General features: G+C 59.2%; 20 protein-coding genes. 12 read left to right on the plus strand and 8 right to left on the minus strand.

Translation table 11 applies throughout. The features are described from left to right. Positions 1–9 precede the first annotated feature (9 nt). The 3 genes from AB5Y67_RS20765 (at position 10) to pepE (ending at position 3,385) form a co-directional block, all read left to right on the plus strand. Complete coding sequence (locus tag AB5Y67_RS20765) at positions 10–822, plus strand: heme ABC transporter ATP-binding protein (RefSeq protein WP_064335610.1); 813 nt, start codon at positions 10–12, stop codon at positions 820–822. Positions 823–1,052: 230 nt separating this feature from the next. Further along, complete coding sequence (locus AB5Y67_RS20770) at positions 1,053–2,414, plus strand: endonuclease/exonuclease/phosphatase family protein (RefSeq protein WP_150389542.1); 1,362 nt, start codon at positions 1,053–1,055, stop codon at positions 2,412–2,414. 233 nt (positions 2,415–2,647) lie between these two features. Next, the gene (gene pepE, locus AB5Y67_RS20775; RefSeq protein WP_150389543.1) at positions 2,648–3,385 is read left to right on the plus strand and encodes a dipeptidase PepE; all 738 of its coding nucleotides are present in this window, start codon (positions 2,648–2,650) and stop codon (positions 3,383–3,385) included. A gap of 120 nt (positions 3,386–3,505) precedes the next feature. Here the strand turns inward: pepE and AB5Y67_RS20780 are convergent, their stop codons facing one another. The 3 genes from AB5Y67_RS20780 to dnaB all read right to left on the minus strand — a co-directional run bounded on the left by AB5Y67_RS20780 (position 3,506) and on the right by dnaB (position 6,584). Continuing rightward, positions 3,506–3,925: a secondary thiamine-phosphate synthase enzyme YjbQ gene (locus tag AB5Y67_RS20780; RefSeq protein ID WP_150389544.1), complete on the minus strand. Its 420-nt coding sequence runs from the start codon at positions 3,923–3,925 to the stop codon at positions 3,506–3,508. Beyond that, on the minus strand, positions 3,925–4,998 hold the full coding sequence (alr, locus tag AB5Y67_RS20785; protein ID WP_021230808.1) for an alanine racemase: 1,074 nt from the start codon (positions 4,996–4,998) through the stop codon (positions 3,925–3,927). The genes AB5Y67_RS20780 and alr overlap by 1 nt, the downstream gene beginning before the upstream one ends. Before the next feature lie 191 nt (positions 4,999–5,189). Continuing rightward, positions 5,190–6,584 (minus strand): replicative DNA helicase, encoded by a 1,395-nt coding sequence (dnaB, locus tag AB5Y67_RS20790; protein WP_026035132.1) that lies wholly within the window; start codon positions 6,582–6,584, stop codon positions 5,190–5,192. A 363-nt stretch (positions 6,585–6,947) separates the two neighbouring features. Here dnaB and AB5Y67_RS20795 point away from each other — a divergent pair, with 363 nt between their 5' ends. Continuing rightward, positions 6,948–7,808, plus strand: a complete 861-nt coding sequence (locus AB5Y67_RS20795; protein ID WP_199427367.1) for a Tim44 domain-containing protein — start codon at positions 6,948–6,950, stop codon at positions 7,806–7,808. Positions 7,809–8,233: 425 nt separating this feature from the next. On the opposite strand, the gene slyD is transcribed toward AB5Y67_RS20795, so the two are convergent. Together slyD and AB5Y67_RS20805 are read right to left on the minus strand one after the other, a co-directional pair. Then, positions 8,234–8,905 carry a peptidylprolyl isomerase gene (gene slyD, locus AB5Y67_RS20800; RefSeq protein ID WP_005335286.1) on the minus strand — a complete coding sequence of 224 codons (672 nt, stop codon included), beginning with the start codon at positions 8,903–8,905 and terminating at the stop codon, positions 8,234–8,236. 143 nt (positions 8,906–9,048) lie between these two features. Beyond that, complete coding sequence (locus AB5Y67_RS20805; RefSeq protein WP_005335287.1) at positions 9,049–9,252, minus strand: YheV family putative zinc ribbon protein; 204 nt, start codon at positions 9,250–9,252, stop codon at positions 9,049–9,051. Between the two features lie 39 nt (positions 9,253–9,291). On the opposite strand from AB5Y67_RS20805, the gene AB5Y67_RS20810 reads away from it, so the two are divergent. The 3 genes from AB5Y67_RS20810 to AB5Y67_RS20820 all read left to right on the plus strand — a co-directional run bounded on the left by AB5Y67_RS20810 (position 9,292) and on the right by AB5Y67_RS20820 (position 12,056). After that, the gene (locus tag AB5Y67_RS20810) at positions 9,292–9,951 is read left to right on the plus strand and encodes a hypothetical protein (RefSeq protein ID WP_199416820.1); all 660 of its coding nucleotides are present in this window, start codon (positions 9,292–9,294) and stop codon (positions 9,949–9,951) included. Between the two features lie 152 nt (positions 9,952–10,103). After that, positions 10,104–11,003, plus strand: coding sequence for a chemotaxis protein (locus tag AB5Y67_RS20815; RefSeq protein ID WP_005335289.1), 900 nt, complete (start codon positions 10,104–10,106; stop codon positions 11,001–11,003). A 66-nt stretch (positions 11,004–11,069) separates the two neighbouring features. Next, positions 11,070–12,056, plus strand: coding sequence for a hydrolase (locus tag AB5Y67_RS20820; protein WP_150389547.1), 987 nt, complete (start codon positions 11,070–11,072; stop codon positions 12,054–12,056). On the opposite strand, the gene AB5Y67_RS20825 is transcribed toward AB5Y67_RS20820, so the two are convergent. Beyond that, a complete protein-coding gene (locus tag AB5Y67_RS20825; protein WP_199427368.1) occupies positions 12,035–13,186 on the minus strand; it encodes a GGDEF domain-containing protein in 1,152 nt (383 codons plus the stop codon). The genes AB5Y67_RS20820 and AB5Y67_RS20825 overlap by 22 nt on opposite strands. A 97-nt stretch (positions 13,187–13,283) precedes the next feature. On the opposite strand from AB5Y67_RS20825, the gene AB5Y67_RS20830 reads away from it, so the two are divergent. Genes AB5Y67_RS20830 through AB5Y67_RS20840 form a run of 3 tightly spaced genes read left to right on the plus strand, consistent with a single transcriptional unit; the run spans position 13,284 to position 14,980 of the window. Further along, positions 13,284–13,508, plus strand: a complete 225-nt coding sequence (locus AB5Y67_RS20830) for a YheU family protein (RefSeq protein ID WP_005335298.1) — start codon at positions 13,284–13,286, stop codon at positions 13,506–13,508. 52 nt (positions 13,509–13,560) lie between these two features. Next, positions 13,561–14,430 carry a phosphoribulokinase gene (locus AB5Y67_RS20835; RefSeq protein ID WP_005335299.1) on the plus strand — a complete coding sequence of 290 codons (870 nt, stop codon included), beginning with the start codon at positions 13,561–13,563 and terminating at the stop codon, positions 14,428–14,430. 16 nt (positions 14,431–14,446) lie between these two features. Next, positions 14,447–14,980 carry a DUF4136 domain-containing protein gene (locus AB5Y67_RS20840; protein ID WP_199427369.1) on the plus strand — a complete coding sequence of 178 codons (534 nt, stop codon included), beginning with the start codon at positions 14,447–14,449 and terminating at the stop codon, positions 14,978–14,980. A gap of 141 nt (positions 14,981–15,121) precedes the next feature. Here the strand turns inward: AB5Y67_RS20840 and AB5Y67_RS20845 are convergent, their stop codons facing one another. Further along, positions 15,122–15,418 carry an MliC family protein gene (locus AB5Y67_RS20845; RefSeq protein WP_040067985.1) on the minus strand — a complete coding sequence of 99 codons (297 nt, stop codon included), beginning with the start codon at positions 15,416–15,418 and terminating at the stop codon, positions 15,122–15,124. 93 nt (positions 15,419–15,511) lie between these two features. Then, entirely contained in the window at positions 15,512–15,916 is a 405-nt protein-coding gene (locus AB5Y67_RS20850) for an OsmC family protein (protein ID WP_005362569.1), read from the minus strand. Positions 15,917–16,216: 300 nt separating this feature from the next. Here AB5Y67_RS20850 and crp point away from each other — a divergent pair, with 300 nt between their 5' ends. Then, on the plus strand, positions 16,217–16,855 hold the full coding sequence (gene crp, locus AB5Y67_RS20855) for a cAMP-activated global transcriptional regulator CRP (protein WP_005335304.1): 639 nt from the start codon (positions 16,217–16,219) through the stop codon (positions 16,853–16,855). 125 nt (positions 16,856–16,980) lie between these two features. Next, positions 16,981–17,781, plus strand: coding sequence for a putative RNA methyltransferase (locus AB5Y67_RS20860; RefSeq protein ID WP_120415518.1), 801 nt, complete (start codon positions 16,981–16,983; stop codon positions 17,779–17,781). Positions 17,782–17,807 lie beyond the last annotated feature (26 nt).

The following is a 17,807-nucleotide window of genomic DNA, read 5'->3' on the forward strand; positions in this document are numbered from 1 at the left end:
CGGACTGTTATGCAACCACTCTCATCCTCACTCTCCTCCCCCCTGTTGAGCTGCACCCGACTCAGCCTGCGTCGCGGCCAGCGCCAGATCCTGGATGGGCTCGATCTTAGTCTCGAGAGCGGCACCCTGACCGCGCTGCTCGGCCCCAACGGGGCGGGCAAGAGCTCGCTGCTCAAGTGCCTGACCGGCGAACTGGAATATGAGGGTTCCATCACCCTGTTTGGCGCAGATCGCCAGCAGTGGGACAGCAGCCAACTGGCCCACCGACTCGGGGTATTGCCGCAAAGCTCCTCCCTCAACTTCCCCTTTCTCTGCGAGGAAGTGGTTGCAATGGGGCGCTTGCCCCACAGTGAACCGGCGGCGCGGCGTGACGAAATTGTGGCGGCGGCCATGACCCATGCCGGGGTCGAGCATCTGGCCAAGCGGCTCTATCCCGGGCTCTCTGGCGGCGAGCGGCAGCGGGTGCAGTTTGCCCGGGTGCTGGCGCAGATCTGGCAGGCCCCCTCTCCGACCGAGCAGGCCGAGCAACCCCGCTTGCTGCTGCTCGACGAGCCCACCTCGGCGCTCGATCTGAAATACCAGCATCAGCTGCTCACCATGGCGCGCGCCCTCGCCAGCCGCAATACAGCTGTGCTGGTGGTGCTGCACGACCTCAATCTGGCGGCGCGCTATGCCGATCGGCTGGTGATGCTGGAACGGGGTAAGCTGATGGCCGATGGCACGCCTGCCGAGGTGCTCACCCCTGAGCTGATCGCCCGTCTCTATGACTATCCGGCACAGGTGATCCACCACCCCGAGAGCGGCCTGCCGATGGTGGTGTGACAAATTCAGAGTGCGGTAACGGCAGGAAGTGCGCCATTCATCCCGGAAACTGCAGCGTATAAACCGGTTTTTCACACCCCATATCGCCCTGCTAACATTCATCATCGCCAGATATGTGGTGTGAATATCCTCACACTTTACTCAGGCAAAATCCCCGCAGCATCGCCGTCTACTTATAATGGCGCCGCCTCACAGAAGGCATAACTCATTGATGCTACGGAATAATTACAATGAAAAATATCAACAAGACCCTACTGGCTGCCGCCATTTCCCTCGGGATGCTGGCTGGCTGCAACAGCGACAACGACTCAAAGGCAGCTGATCCCATGGTTCGTTTTGCCACCTTCAACCTCTCTTTTGACCGCACTGCCGCCGGTATGCTGACCGGTGAGCTGGCGCTGACTCGCACCGAGCAGGATGCTCTGCTGGCCCGCCTCGCCGAAGGGAGCCTGAGCGGCGCCACTGAAACCAAAGCCAAGAACGTGCAGCAGATCCGCAACGTGGCGGAGATCATCCAGCGCACCCGTCCGGATGTGTTCCTGCTCAACGAGTTCGACAACGACGGCAAAGGCGAGAGCACCGCCGATCTGAAAGCCTTCAATGACAACTATCTGGCCCACGCCCAGCACGCCGAAGTGACCGCCATCAGCTATCCGGTGATGCAGAACTTCGCTACCAACACCGGCCTGATGAGCGGTTATGACCTCAATCTGGATGGCAATATCAACAACGGCCCCGACGATGCCTGGGGCTTTGGCAACTATCACGGCCAGTACGCCTTTGCGGTGATGTCCAAATACCCCATCGACACCAAGCAGATCCGTACCTTCCAGCACTTCAAGTGGAAGGATATGCCGGGCGAACAGAATCCCATCATCGATGACTGCAACAATCCCAAGGTCAAGATCCCGGCCAGCCGCCAGTGTGGCGATGCCTGGTATTCAGACGCAGCCTGGCAGCAGTACCCGCTCTCCTCCAAGAACCACGCCGATGTGCCGGTACTGATCAAGACCGAGAAGGGTGAAGAGGTGATCCACTTCCTGATCTCCCACCCGACCCCGCCGATTTTTGCCAACGCGGCGCGTCACACCGTCAAGCACAACCGCGCCGAGATCGCCTTCTGGAATGACTACGTCAAGGGTCTCAACTACATGACCGATGACAAGGGCACCAAGGGTGGACTGGCCAAAAACGCCAAGTTCGTCATCGCCGGGGATCTCAACGCCGATCCGCTCACCGGTGACGGTGACCTGACCGCCATTCAGGATCTGCTAAACAACCCGCTGATGAATCAGGCCATCACCAATGGCACCCTGATCCCGGTCAGCGAAGGGGGCCCGGAGTGTGTCAGCAAGGGGACCGACTGCAAACGCAACCTCAATCGCCCAAACCCGGAACGGATCACCAACAGCAGCGTGCTGCAGCTGGATCACGTCATCCCCTCCGCCAACCTCAACGCGGTCAAAAGCGGCGTCTTCTGGCCTGCCAGCTTCGAGGCCGGTTATCACCTGGTCTATGATGCGAAACTCGGCATCGCCAAGGGAGTCAGTTCGGATCACCGCATGGTGTGGGTCGATCTCAAACTCGACTAACTCTGCCATGACCCCGCTGCGGCGGGGTCTTTTATTGGCGAGGGGTGGCGCATTGACCACGGCTCATTAATCCACCGCTTGGCATGGCATCCCCCATCCATAACAGTTGAATGGGCCTCGCGATCACAGAACCGCCACGCCAATGGTGGTAGCATGCCCGCTCTTGCCATCCGGCCGCACGGCGGATCCGGTGGCCCTCCCTCCTCCGCTTTCACTTTTTGAGGAACGATTTGATGGAACTGCTTCTGCTTAGCAATGGTAAAGCCAACGAATTTCCGGGTCTGCTCGGCTGGGCCCGCGATCGGGTGCAGAGCCTGCTAGCTCGCAAACAGGTCAAGCGCATCCTGCTCATCCCCTACGCGGTGATCCGCAGCGACTGGGTTGCCCGCGCCAACGAACTTACCGAGAGCCTCGGGATCGAGACCATCAGCATTCACCACTTCGACGATCCGGTCGCGGCCGTCAATCAGGCCGACGCCATCTTTATCAGCGGCGGTAACACCTGGCGCCTGAATCAGCTGCTGCATGAAAACGGCCTGATCGTGCCGATCCAGCGTGCCGTGCGCGAGCGGGGCGTCCCCTATGTGGGCTGGAGCGCCGGTTGCAACGTGGCGACCCCGAGCATCCGCACCACCAACGACATGCCGGTCTGCAACGCCGCCGTGCTGCCCGCGCTGGGCCTGTTCCCGCTGCAGATCAACCCGCACTATCTGGATGCCAGCATCAGCGGCCACATGGGCGAGACCCGCGACGAGCGTCTGGCCGAGTTCTGCGCCATCAACCCGAGCGAATATGTGGTGGCCCTGCGTGAAGCGAGTCTGCTGCAAATCACCGGAGAAAACGGCAGCGAGCGTCTGGAGTACTGGAGCGCCCGCGAGCAGGATTTCAAGATCTTCAAACACGGTCAGGAGCCGCAAGCCTTTATGGACGCCGCCCCGCTGGCCGAGCTGACCCCCTTCAAGGTCGCCTGAGCCACGCAGAGCGCTTCACGACTGGCAAGCAGATAGCTCGCGAAATCGTAAAAACAAAAGAGGGATGGCTCGGCGCCATCCCTCTTTTTTATCTTCATCTTTCAGCTAGTTGTAGTCTGATTACTCACCCTGCAGGGTCACCAGCACCTTGCGGGCACCGCCATCGACGCGATGTTCGCCAAGCCAGATCCCCTGCCAGGTGCCAAGTGCCAGCTGACCGTCACGGATCGGCAGTAGCAGGCTCACCCCGAGCAGGGAGGATTTGATATGGGCGGGCATGTCATCCGGCCCCTCATAAGTGTGACGATAGTAGGGGGCATCTTCCGGCGCCAGCCGGTGCAGATGGGCCTCCATATCGCTGCGCACGCTGGGGTCGCAGTTCTCGTTGAGGGTGAGCGAGGCGGAGGTGTGTTGCAACAGCAGGTGCGCCATGCCGACTCGGTAATCCGCCAGCATCGGCAGCTTGGCTACCAGCTCGTCCGTCACCAGATGAAAGCCCCGCGAACGGGGCTTCAGAGTCAGCAGGCACTGCTGCCACATCAGACGTACTCCATAAAGACGCGGGAGGTGAGCTTGGTGATGAGCTCGTAGGGGATGGTGCCAATCTCGTCGGCCACCCGCTCCACCGGCAACCCCTCGCCCCATAGCACCGCCTCGTCGCCTGCCTTGTCGGTCGCGCCCGGCCCCAGATCCACCGTGCTCATATCCATGGAGACACGCCCCACCAGCGGCACGATACGGCCGTTGATCAGCACGGAAGTGCCATTGGGCGCCATGCGCGGATAACCGTCACCGTAGCCGATGGCGATCACCCCGAGCCGGGTATCACGATCCGACACCCAGTTGGCGCCATAACCCACCGGCTCGCCCGCCTTGTGATCCCGCACCGCAATCAGCTGGGTCTTCAAGGTCATCACCGGCTGCAGATCGTAATCGGCCGCCACCGTGTTGGGGAAGGGCGACACGCCATAGAGGATGACGCCGGGGCGCACCCAGTCGCAGTGGGAGTCCGGCCAGGCCAGAATGCCCGCCGAGTTGGCCATGGCCCGCTCGCCCGCTAGCGGCGCGGTCAACTTGCTGAAGAGGTCGATCTGCTCGCGGGTGGTGGGCTGCTCCAGCTCATCGGAGCGGCTGAAGTGGGTCATGATGTTGAACGGCTGTACCACGTTCTTGCACTTGCCGAGTCGTTCGATAAAGGCGGGCATCTCGTCGGCACGCACCCCGAGGCGGTGCATGCCGGTGTCGAGCTTGAGCCAGGCCACCACGGGCGCTGGCAGCTCGACTTGCTCCAGCGCTTCGAGCTGCTCCCAGGTGTGAACCGCCGTCTGCAGGTTATTGGCCGCCAGCACCGGCAGATCGTCGGCGGAGAAGAAACCCTCCAGCAGCACGATGGGCTTGACCACGGCGCAGGAGCGCAGCATCAGCGCCTCTTCGATTCGGGCCACCGCATAGGCATCCGCATCCACCAGGGTGCGGGCGACCGGCAGCAGTCCGTGGCCATAGGCGTTGGCCTTGACCACCGCGATGATCTTGCAAGCGGGGGCGTGGCGCTTGACCACGGCGAGGTTGTGGCGCAAGGCCGCAGTGTTGATTTGGGCAGTAGCCGCTTTCATGGTTTTCCCTTACGAGGGCACAAATGGCCTCCCCCTCATCGGGCAGAAGACCGCCACTCACTTATCGTCGTCGAAGGCCGGACCGGCATAATTGTCGAACCGGGAAAACAGGCCCTGAGCAGCAGCCAATGACTGGCTGTCGATCAGGGCAGTCGTGGTAATGACGAAACCGCCATCACCTTGGGTTTACATCAATAGTCGTCGTCAAACGCCGGACCGGCGTAGTTGTCGAACCGGGAGAACTGACCCTGGAAGGTGAGGCGCACCCGGCCGATAGGGCCGTTACGCTGCTTGCCGATAATGATCTCGGCAATCCCCTTGTCCGGGCTGTCATCGTGATAAACCTCATCACGATAGATAAACATGATCAAATCCGCATCCTGCTCGATGGAGCCCGATTCACGAAGATCCGAGTTGACCGGGCGCTTGTCGGCCCGCTGTTCCAGGCTTCGGTTCAGCTGGGAGAGCGCCACCACCGGGCACTGCAGCTCTTTCGCCAAGGCCTTGAGGGAGCGGGAGATCTCGCCGATCTCCAGGGTCCGGTTATCGGAGAGCGCCGGCACCCGCATCAACTGCAGGTAGTCCACCATGATCATGGATAGGCCACCGTGCTCGCGTGCCACCCGACGGGCACGGGAGCGTACATCGGTCGGGGTGAGGCCGGAGGCGTCATCGATATACATCTTGCCCTTCTCGAGCAGCAATCCCATGGTGGAGGAGAGGCGCGCCCAATCCTCGTCGTCGAGCTGACCGGTACGCACCTTGGTCTGGTCGATGCGACCGACCGAGGCGAGCATACGCATGATGATCTGCTCGGAGGGCATCTCCAGCGAGAAGATAAGCACCGGCTTGTCGGCGGTGAGGGCCGCATGCTCGCAGAGGTTCATGGCAAAGGTGGTCTTGCCCATGGAGGGACGGGCCGCCACGATGATCAAGTCCGAACGCTGCAAACCGGCGGTCATCTTGTCCAGATCGTTGTAACCGCTCGATACCCCGGTCACCCCGTTGTGGGGGGTCTTGAACAGCTCTTCAATCTTGTCGACAGTCTGCTCGAGGATGAGCTTCAGGGGCTGAGGCCCCTCGTTGGCGCTGGTGCGTTGCTCGGCAATCTTGAATACCTTGCTCTCGGCCAGATCCAGCAGATCGCCGGAGGTACGGCCCTGTGGCTCGTAACCCGCTTCGACTATCTCGTTGGCGACCGAGATCATCTCCCGCACCACCGCCCGCTCGCGCACGATTTCGGCGTAGGCGTTGATGTTGGCGGCACTCGGGGTGTTCTTGGCGATCTCCACCAGATAGGCGAAGCCACCCGCCTCTTCCAGCTGTTCGGAGCGTTCCAGCTCCTCCTGCAGGGTGATGAGGTCGATGGGGTTGCCCGCGTTGGAGAGGCGGGTCATGGCCTGGAAGATCAACCGGTGCGGACGGCTGTAGAAATCCTGATCGATCACCCGTTCGGCAACCCGATCCCAGGCATCGTTATCCAGCATCAGGCCGCCCAGTACGGACTGTTCGGCCTCAAAAGAGTGGGGAGGAACTTTCAGCTGTTGTGTCTTGGCGTCTTTTTTCGCCGTCACTTGCTCTGCCATACACATAAAAACCGCAGCGGGAAGGGGACGGGAATTTTACAAAAGAAAGCCAACTACGGCGAGCCCTATCTGGCGGCTCATACCATCATAAAGGGCCAAACCAGAGTCTGCTCTACCTTGACCATTTTGATTTTGCTTCGCATTTTGCGCTCCTTGCGACTCAATCTTCTGCTTTTCATCCGGTTTACTCCTCTTGTTTGACGCCGCATCGCGGCAACCTCGTTCATGAATAATTCATGCCAGAGGTGATATTGATGAATACAAGCTGCGACACAATTAGGGACAGGCAGCCTGCCATGCGCCTTGCTGAGCTTGCCAAAGCGGAGCATGCCCCACCCACAGACGAGAGTGAAAAGAGTCAAAATGAAAAAGATGCTGACCCTGTTTGCCGTGATCCTGGCCATTGGCCTGGGGGCACCTCACGCCGAAGCCAAGAAGTTTGGCGGCGGCAAATCCTTTGGTAAAAGTTACAAAACTGCGCCGGCCCAGCCTGCGGCCAAACCGGTCGACAACAAGAATCCGACACTGAATGCCCAGACTCCGCCGAAAAAGAGCGGCATGATGGGTGGCCTGCTGGGCGGCCTGCTGGCTGGCGGCCTGTTTGCCTACCTGCTGGGCAGCGGTGCCTTTGAAGGTCTGCAAGGAATGGACTTCCTGCTGATCGCCCTGCTGGCGCTGGGGGTAGTCTTCCTGATCCGTACCCTGCGCAAGGGCAAGGTCGCGACGCCACAGCCACAACAGGCGGCCTATGCGGGCTATCAGCCACCGCAATCCGCGGCCCCGCAGCAGTTTGAGCAGAGCAACAGCGCACCGCAAGCCACCGGCTTTGCCGACAGCGACGTGCCGTTCCGCCTGCCGCCAGGCTTTGACATGAACAGCTTCCTGGCCGGTGCCCGCGATCACTATCGCACCCTGCAAGAGGCGTGGAACAAGAACGATCTGGAAAAGGTGCGCGAGTACGTCAGCCCCGAGCTTTTTGAGCAGCTCAAAGCCGAGCGCGCCGAACTGACTGGCGACCAGCACACAGAAGTAATGTATGTGGATACCCAGCTGGTACGCGCCGACTACGGCAGCGACTGGGCTCAGGTGAGCGTGCGCTTCAGCGGCCGCTACATGGACCGTCAGGAGCAGGTCGAAGAAGACATCAAAGAGGTGTGGCACCTCGAGCGCGATCTGGCCAAGAACAATGCCCCCTGGCATATCGTCGGTATCGAGCAGCTGTAAGGCTTCGCGCCTATCAGTTAGTCACTAGGCAATAGCCAGTCAGTTAAGCCTGACTGGCTTTTTTTTTATGGGACACAACGAGACCAAATAGAGACTGACGCTGGCTCGTTATAGCTGTTGGGACATGACCTAACATGGTCATATTGTGCTGATGAAGACACCGATTTGATGACTCGTTTGCAGATGACGTTTGCGCTCCGCACAAAAGCCCCATCGCGGAACCGAGAGGGAATAATGTTGAGCATTAATCAAAAATAAGCAGCCTATTAGCTTGGGAAAAGCCGCGAGCCTATTTGACAGACATAAAAAATCCGAAGCCAAGACAACCGGCTTCGGATTTCATCATCCAAGGAGGAGCAATTAATGAGCATTAATTGCTCGGTATGACTCCTACGGCAGATTTTTTATCATCGGCATGGCCGTGATCAGTGGTGATGGCCCTTGCCACCACAACCGCCGCCACCGCAGCAGCCGCCGTGACCATGGTCGTCACCGTGGTCGTGGCCATGATCGTGACCGTGGCCAGCACCGCCGCAGCAACCGCCCTGACCGTGCTCCTCATCATGGTCGTGACCATGACCGCCACAGCAGCCGCCGTGATCGTGGTCATGACCGTGATCGTGACCGCAACCACCGGCACCGTGAACGTGGCCGTGGGCCAGCTCTTCGGCAGTGGCGGCACGCACGTCCTTGATCTCGACCTTGAAGCCCAGGGTTACGCCAGCCAGCGGATGGTTGCCATCCACTTTGACGAACTCTTCGGACACTTCAACCACGGTCACCGGGCGGTGGCCATCGTCGGTTTCAGCCACAAAAGTATCCCCTTCGGAGACTTCCATGCCGTCGAACAGCTCGCCCGGTACTTCTTGTACCAGGGTCTCATCATATTCGCCGTAGGCCTGGCTCGGTGCCAGAGTCACTTCGAAGGCTTCACCTACCGCGCGACCTTCCAACTCGGCTTCCAGGCCTGAGACCAGGTAACGGGTGCCGTGCAGATAGACCAGCGGCTCTTTGCCGACAGTGCTGTCGATGACTTCACCGTGCTCGTCGGTGACTGTGTATTCCAGCGTAACCACGCTCAGAGGAGCTACTTTCATGTCAGGATCCTGCGGATAGAAAAAAACGGGCTCAGAATACCCTAAAAAGCGGGCCGCGCATATGCCGTGCCGTGCCACGGAGTGACGAAAAAAACGGCAACAGCGTCAGCGAGGAGACCCGCATTCCACCCGCCGTTCCCTTATCAGGGGCGAAACACCCCGATCACCTCTTCCGCCTCGCGAGTCTGCTTGTCGACCTCGGCAGGCGTTTGTACCTGGGTATCGCCACAGGCGACACAGGTCACCTTCTCGACTCCATGCTCCAGATACAGCATCATGTTGTCCAACTTGCCGCACGCCGGGCAGACAGCACCGGCAATGAAGCGTTTTTTACGTCTGGTTTCCATATTTGTTACCTCCAGGCAGCATCATATCAGGGTTTTTACATGCATCACGCCATCGAGTATCACCATTTTTCCTGCCAGGGCCTGCACGCCGGCAACCGCAAACGAACTCCGGTCGGGCAGCTGTTGCGGATCACCCGGGGCGCCGCGCTGCTGAGACTGGGCCAACATGAGCTGTTGCTGCCGGCAGGCAGCAGTTTCTGGCTCTGCGCCGATGCCCTCGCGGCCTTCAGCCCCCTCAGCGGTTGCGAGTACGATCAGCTGAGCGTCTCTTTGCGCGTGGCTCAGCCGCAGCAGGCAGGCTGGCTGCAGACCACCCCGCTGCTCGATGCCCTGCTCGACTCTCTGGCCCGGTGGCAACGTCCAAAAGAGTGGCAAGGGGCCTACGGTCAGCGACTGCAGGTGATCCTGGATGAGCTGCAACAGTGTGCCATCAGCCAGCAGGGTCACGGTGAGCTGCAAGCCTGCTGGCAAGCGCTGGCCAATGGCCAACCGGAGTCTCAGCAACAGTGGGCACAACAAGCCGATGCGCCGGTGGAAGGGAGTGAATTGCAACAACAGTGGCAACTGCTGCAGGCGCTCAGATTGCTCAAAGGCGGCAGCAAACCCGCGCAGGTGGCCAGCAAGCTGGGTTATGCCGATGAGGCCACATTGCAAGCAGCCTGCCAGCAGTGGGGCGTTGGCGAGGATGGCGATCAATAACCGGACGCCGATGGAATACGCCAACGAAATTGGCTGAATGAGTCCAGTTTTTTGCCAGATGGTCGTTAACAAGGAAGGGCCATTCCCCCCGTAATCCTTTATGCTAGAGGCCTGAAGTGACTGCCAACGTTTCGACCAACAGGACATCTGCCATGACGAGCAAAGCCAATCAATCCCAGGGCATGTTGCTGTTTCACCTTTCAGCCAAACAATCCTTTGCCATCGGAACCCTCAAGGTGAAGGAGATAGTGCCCTACACCCAGCTGACGGCAATGCCGCACTCGCACCCGACCGTATTGGGGGCTGCCAATATGCGTGGCTCCACCATTCCGGTGATCGACATGGCGATGGCGGTGGGCTATCGCCCCATCAGCAAGGAGGAGATGCCCCACTGCTTCATCATCATTACCGACTGCCGCCGTACCCTGGTGGGCTTTCTGGTACGGGGCATCGACAAGATCACCGAGTGCAACTGGCGCGATATCGAATCGCCACCCGCCTCTCTCGGTCACAATGTGTTCGTAACCGGCGTGACCCGGGTCAATGACCAGCTGATCCAGCTGCTGGATGTGGAGCTGATCCTCTCCCGGGTCTATCCGGATGATCCGAGCCACCTCTATCCGGTACTGACCGATGTGCAGCGGGAACGGATCAAGCCGATGCGGATCCTGCTGGTCGATGACTCTTCGGTCGCTCGCCGTCAGCTGATGGCCGCCCTCGACTACATCAATATCCCTTATGAGGTCTGCACCAATGGCAAGGATGCACTGACCCTGATGCAGACGCGGGCAAGCCAGAAGACCCCGATCGACATTCTGGTTAGCGATATCGAGATGCCGGGGCTTGATGGCTACGAGCTGGCCTTCGAGGTACAGAGCGACAGCAAACTGGCGGGGGCCTACATCATCCTGCACACCTCGCTCTCCAGCGAGATCAGTGTGGAGCGGGCCCATCAGGTGGGAGCCCATGAGGCGCTGACCAAGTTCGAAGCCAATGAGCTGATCCAGGCCATGCTGCGCGGCGCCGAACATCACGATCGCCTGCTGAAATAAGCCAATGACTGGCGGGAGGAACACGCCTCCCGTCCTCCTTATCTTCGACCCAGACCGACTGACCCCATGCTGACCGAGAGCCACTTCCACGCCCCCTGGTGGGCACGCAATCCTCATCTGCAGACCATATTGCCCAAATGGCTGCGCCGCCCCCCTGCCCGTTTTGTGGCGGAGCGGTTTGAACTGCAGGATGGGGACTTTGTCGACCTCGCCTGGAGCGGGGAAGTCAGCCTTGATGAACGGCCGCTGATAGTGGTGTTTCACGGGCTGGAGGGGAGCATTCACTCCCACTATGCCAAGGGATTGTTCGCCCATCTGCAGCAAGAGGGCAGAGAGGCCGTGCTGATGCACTTTCGCGGTTGCAGTGGCGAGCCCAATCGCCACCTGCAGGCCTATCACTCCGGCGCCATCGGTGACGCGCAGGAGCTGATTGCCGAGCTGAGCCAGCGCTTCCCGGGCAAACCGCTGATCGCCATCGGCTTTTCACTGGGTGGCAATATGCTGGTCAATCTGCTGGCGCGGGCCTGCCCTGCGGCGCTGAAGGCGGCGGTGGTGGTCTCGGCCCCGCTGCAACTTGCGAGTTGCGCCGAGCGGGTCAATCAGGGCTTCTCGAAGGTCTATCAGAACTATCTGCTGCGCACCATGCGCCGCAATTTGCTCAACAAGATCAGCCAGCAGCAGAAAGCGAGTGAGCGCTGGCAACCTCGACAAGTGGAGCAGATTGCCACCCTGCGCGATTTTGACGAGCTGGTCACCGCGCCGCTGCACGGCTTTCACAGCGCCAGCCACTACTACCAGAGCTGCTCGGGGCTACCGCTGCTGGCTCAAATCCCCATCCCTACCCTTATCCTGCACGCCGCCGACGATCCCTTTATGTCACACGCGGTCATTCCCCGGCCGGAGCAACTCTCGCCCACGGTGCGCTATGAGTTGAGCCAGCGCGGCGGCCATGTCGGCTTTCTGCACGGCACGCCCTGGCGGCCACGGTTTTGGCTGGATGAACGGATCAGTCGCTGGATTGCCGAACAGAGTCACTCTGCAACACAGAACTGATTGCGTCCCGACTCCTTGGCCCGATAGAGCGCCTGATCGGCCCGCTCCAGCAGCTGGCTCGCCCCTTCGCCGGACACTGTGCTGGCAATCCCCTGACTCACCGTCACCCAGGGGGCAACATCGGACGCCAGATGCTCCAGCTGCAGGCTGGCCAAGCCATCTTGCAGCCGCTGCGCCACGCTGGCCGCAGCCTGACGGTCGGTATTGGGCAGCAGCAGCACAAACTCTTCCCCGCCATAGCGGGCAACCAGATCAGATGGCGTGCGTACCGCACGGTTGAGCGCTTGTGCCACCTCTTTGAGGCACATATCTCCCACCTGATGGCCGTAGTGGTCGTTGAAGCGCTTGAAATAGTCCACATCGATCAGAATGAGCGATAGCGGAGCGCCGCTCTCCTGGCTATGGGCCAACGCGCGCTCCAACTCGATATTGAAATGCCGCCGGTTGGCGACACTGGTCAGAGGATCTTGCTTGGCGAGCTGATCAAGTTGGCGCAGCAGCATCAGATTTTCATGCTCTCGCATGATCGCAAGCTCAAACCAGCGGTGCAGCATGCGGCGGCCGACCTCCAGCGCAATCACGCCAAACAACACGCCAAGCAGGTAAATCTGGAGAAAATCGACGCGCAAAAAGAGCTCCAACCCTACACCCACCGTCATCGGGCCCAAGAGATAGCCATACAACACCTTGCGGTCGGGATAAAACGCGATGAGCGCAGCCAGCAGGTTGAGCCGCATGATCCCGTTGGCATAGCTGACCCCTCCCCGCAGCTCTACCTGACCAATCGTGTAGATGTGCAGCGTCCAGAGTCCGCCCCATAGCACCATCACCAGCGCAGCCATCCGTAACCAGAGGCGATCCTGCAGATGGTCACAAAACAGGCTGACAACAGGTAGTAGCAATAGCACCACCATGACCAGGGCCAGCTCACTCTGAAAGCGCCAGGGCAAGCTGTCATCACTGGCGAGCCCGACCTGACTGTAAACCTCGTAGCGTATCGAAAGAAACAATACCACCAGCCAGTTCAACAACCAGAACCACACCATGCCTCGGGCAATCGCCTCTCGACGTGCGCTGTCCAGATGCTCAGTCAGGGTTAACGGCGCGCTGCGCTGCGCTTCAGACAACATCTCTCAGACTCCGGTGAAAAGGTAAAAAGTGATTGCATTCGCGGGATTCAACACAACAATAGCCTGACGATCACCTCTTTTGCTGTGAGACCTTTAAATGATCATTCCCTGGCAAGAACTGGACGGCGACACCCTGACCAACCTGATCGAACACTTTGTGTTGCAGGAAGGAACCGAATATGGAGAGCAGGATGTACCGCTTGGCGTCAAAGTCGATGCAGTGAGAGAACAATTACAGCAAGGCAAAGCTGTTATCGTCTATAGCGAGCTGCACGAATCGGTGAATATCGTGATGAAAGACCGCTTCATCGAGCAGTCTTGACCCAACCGCAATCCGGACCTTATAACGGAATTCCCAAGGAAGAGAGAATCCCATGTCGGCCAAGCACCCCATTATTGCTGTTACCGGTTCGTCCGGTGCCGGCACCTCCACCTCCACCAACGCCTTTCGCTCCATGTTCCATCAACTGGGATATACCGCGGCTGTGGTGGAAGGTGACAGTTTTCACCGCTACACCCGACCGGAAATGGATGTAGCGATCCGCAAGGCGCGCGAACAGGGGCGTCATATCAGCTATTTTGGCCCTGAGGCCAATGACTTCGGGCTACTGGAGAGCTTTTTTCAGGGCTATGGGCAGGATGGCAATGGCCAGTATCGCCGCTACCTGCACAGCTTTGACGAGGCAGTGCCCTTCAACCAGATGCCCGGCACCTTCACCCCCTGGCAGCATCTGCCCAGCAATACCGATCTGCTGTTTTATGAAGGGCTGCACGGCGGCGTGGTCACCGAGGATCACAATGTGGCGCGCCACGTGGATTTTCTGATAGGCGTAGTGCCCATCGTCAACCTGGAGTGGATCCAGAAGCTGATCCGGGATACCTCGGAGCGAGGGCATTCCCGCGAGGCAGTGACCGACTCCATCGTTCGCTCCATGGATGACTACATCAACTTCATCACCCCGCAGTTCTCGCGCACACATATCAACTTCCAGCGAGTACCGACGGTGGATACCTCCAACCCCTTCAGCGCCAAGGTGATCCCGAGTCTGGACGAGAGTATGCTGGTGATCCGGTTTCGCGGTATCAAGCAGGTGGATTTCCCCTACCTGCTGTCGATGATCGATGGCTCATTCATGTCGCGGATGAACACCATAGTGGTGCCGGGTGGCAAGATGGGCTTTGCGATGGAGCTGATCCTGCGCCCGCTCATCCAGCAATTGATCGAAACCGGCAAAATAACCTGATTCAAAGGAGTTCACGATGCGGCTTGCTTATCTCTCTGTGGCACTGCTCGCCCTGCTTGGCGGTTGCAGCAGCGGGCCGGCGGCCCCCACGCTGGAGTCCGGCACCATGCTGGTTCGCCCGATGGGCAACTGGACCTATGGTGCAACCCCGCGCTACGCCCTGGCCGAACAGTATCAATTTGCCGGTGAGTTGGCGGAAGGGTGGCTGGAGCCGATGCAGCAGGCGGTAAGCCGGGAGCTCAATGGCAAGGGATGGCAAAGCGCACCGCTCGACGAGGCGGATCTGTGGGTCGCCATCGGCGTCGCGGGCGGCAAGGATATGAGTGACGGCGAGATTTTCGCCCGTCTTGGCATGACGCCCGGGGTATATGCCTCGGCCAACCAGCGCAAAGGGTCGCTGGCCATCGTGCTGCTCGATCGCAAAACCCAGAAAGCGGTCTGGAGCAGCATCATCCAGCTGACCAGCGATGTGAACATTGCAGACAGCCAGCGTCAGGCACTCAGCCAACAGCTCGCGGCTGAGCTGCTCAATCGCGTCCCCACCAACTAGCGCTTGTTTAGTGATAACGGATGGATAGAAAAACGGCTTGCCTCCCGGCAAGCCGTTTTTTGTGGTCTCAACCTCTTGACCCAATTCGGCCTAGGCCAGACCCGGACACAAAGCCGCACACCTTCAGCTATCTGTGGTCACCTATTTAAGTGTACAGGTCAGCAGCGTGACTCCTTTCTGGGTGAGGAGAGCCTGTTTGTCCTGATTCCAGAAGGTGGTGACGCTGTCGGAATATTTGGCGCCAGACTCTGACTCCACACGCGCCAGCTTGTGATAAACCCCGGCATAGGGGAACTGCACCATGTCAGCCTGGGCATCATAGGTAACGGCCAGCATCTCTTCGCCACACTGGTATTGGCTGTATTGATACTGGGTAGGTTGCGGGCTGCTGCACGCCGCCAGGCCCAAAAGGGGAAGCAGAGCGATCAATTTTTTCATTGCACTTTCCTTATGTAATGGCTTTATGTCATGGCCTTGTGCAGTGGCCTTACGTAACGGCCTTATGCCAGGGTACCAACGAAACTATCGTTATCAAGCTTCAACAATTTGATAACTATGGGTAATTTGTACCGCTTTTTCCAACATCAGGGAAACAGAACAGTATTTTTCCATCGACAGATCGACCGCTCTGGCCACCTGTTTCTCTGCCAATCCCTTGCCTGTCACCACGAAGTGCAGATTAATCTTCTCGAAAACCCGGGGCACGCTATCGACCCGTTCGCCACTGACATCGACATGGCATGCGGTCACCGACTGGCGCGCTTTTTCGAGGATGGAGACCACATCAATGGAGCTGCAGCCACCGACCGCCAGCAGGATCATCTCCATCGGGCTGGCCCCTTCACCGGGGTTGGCACCATCCAGGATCACCTTGTGACCGGATTCACTCTCACCCACAAACTTCATCCCTTCCACCCAGCTGACCTTGGCTTTCATCTCGCACTCTCTCCTGTTAATCATGATGATGGATCCCTAGCATAACCCAGTCGCTTATCTCTGCCGAACAGAGGGAGTTGGGATGGAAATAGATCAAAATCAACATCTCCGACCTCTATCTTCCCTAGAATGGCCGGAGCGGCGCAGCAGGCATTACTCAAAGGGCTCTGTCAAAAGCCCGCAAAGCCTTGTCAGCACAGGCAAAGGCTCTTATCCTACTGCGACCAATACAAGGAATGGCAAGATTGGCAGCTTGCCCGGACGCACAAGTCCATAAAAAGACACTACAGAGGAATTCTCATGGTCATTGGCAAACCGCAAAGCGATCCCACCCTGGAATGGTTCTTGTCGCACTGCCACATTCATAAGTATCCCGCCAAGAGCACCCTGATCCATGCGGGTGAAAAAGCGGAGACCCTCTACTACATCGTCAAGGGCACTGTGGCCGTCTTGATCAAGGACGATGAGGGCAAAGAGATGATCCTCTCCTATCTGAACCAGGGTGATTTCCTGGGCGAGATGGGGATGTTCGAGGAGAACGAGAACCCCGAGCGCTCCGCCTGGGTTCGCGCGAAAGGCTCTTGCGAAGTGGCAGAGATCTCCTACAAGAAGTTCCGCCAGCTGATCCAGGTCAACCCGGACATTCTGATGCGTCTCTCTGGCCAGATGGCCAAGCGCCTGCAACACACCAGCCAGAAAGTGGGTAACCTCGCCTTCCTGGATGTGACCGGCCGGATTGCCCAGACCCTGCTCAACCTGGCCAAACAGCCGGATGCCATGACCCACCCGGATGGCATGCAGATCAAGATCACCCGTCAGGAGATCGGCCAGATCGTCGGCTGCTCCCGTGAAACTGTGGGCCGCATCCTGAAGATGCTGGAAGAGCAGGAGCTCATCTCTGCTCACGGCAAGACCATTGTGGTATTTGGCACTCGCTGATGACCCGTCCGCAGGCCTGACTGAGGCCTTGGGATAAAAAAGGCTGCTACGGCAGCCTTTTTTGATCCTCTCCCCTATAATCCCGAACGCCCTTCACTGTTCCGGCATTCGCCCAGAGAGTTACTATGCATCTTCAATGTCCCCGTTGCCGCAGTCCGCTCCATCTTCATGAAGCCTCCCAGGGGCGCTATTGCGACAACAAGCATCACTTCGATCCGGCACCGGAAGGTTATCTGGATCTCATCCCCGGCAAGAAAAACCCCAAAGACAGCGACAGCCGTGCCCTGATGCGCGCCAAGCACCATTTCCTGGAAGCCGGCCACCAACTGCCGCTGGTTGAGGCCATGGCCGGCCTGCTCGCTCCGCTGGCCCCACAAGAGCTGATCCATCTTGGGTGCGGTGAAGGCTACTACTGCCGCGCGCTGGCAGAGCGCCTGCCCGGCTGGCAGTTTGCTGGGGTTGATATCGCCAAGAACACCATCTTTGCCGCCAAAAAAGCGCAGCCGGACGGCCAGTTTGTCATTGCCGATCCCGCTCGCGCGCCGTTGCAACCGGGCTCTGCTCAGGTGCTGCTGGTCAACGATCTCAAGGTCAAGACCGAGCAGCTGGTCAGCTGGCTGGCCCCCGGTGGCTATCTGCTCTATCTGCAGCCGGGCCCGCGCCATCAGTGGCAACTGCGGGTCAGCCTCAATCCGGTGAGCATGGAACACCCTCTCAGCTGGCCAACCCTCGGCGGCCTCAATCCGATGGCTCAACAGCGCTGCCAGTTCAGCCTCACCATGGATCAGGCCATGCGCAGCTTTATTCTGGAGACCAGCCGTCTTGGCTGGCGGGCAACCGGTGAGCAGCGTCACGCTTTCGCGCAACAGGGCCCGAATGAACTGGAACAGGATCTGCTGCTGACCCTGTGGCAAAAGCCCCTCTGATCACTGGGGGGAGCCTTGCAAGGCTC

The sequence above is a fragment of the Aeromonas sp. s12 genome (assembly GCF_040907925.1).
GTDB classification, from domain to species: Bacteria; Pseudomonadota; Gammaproteobacteria; order Enterobacterales; family Aeromonadaceae; genus Aeromonas; species Aeromonas veronii.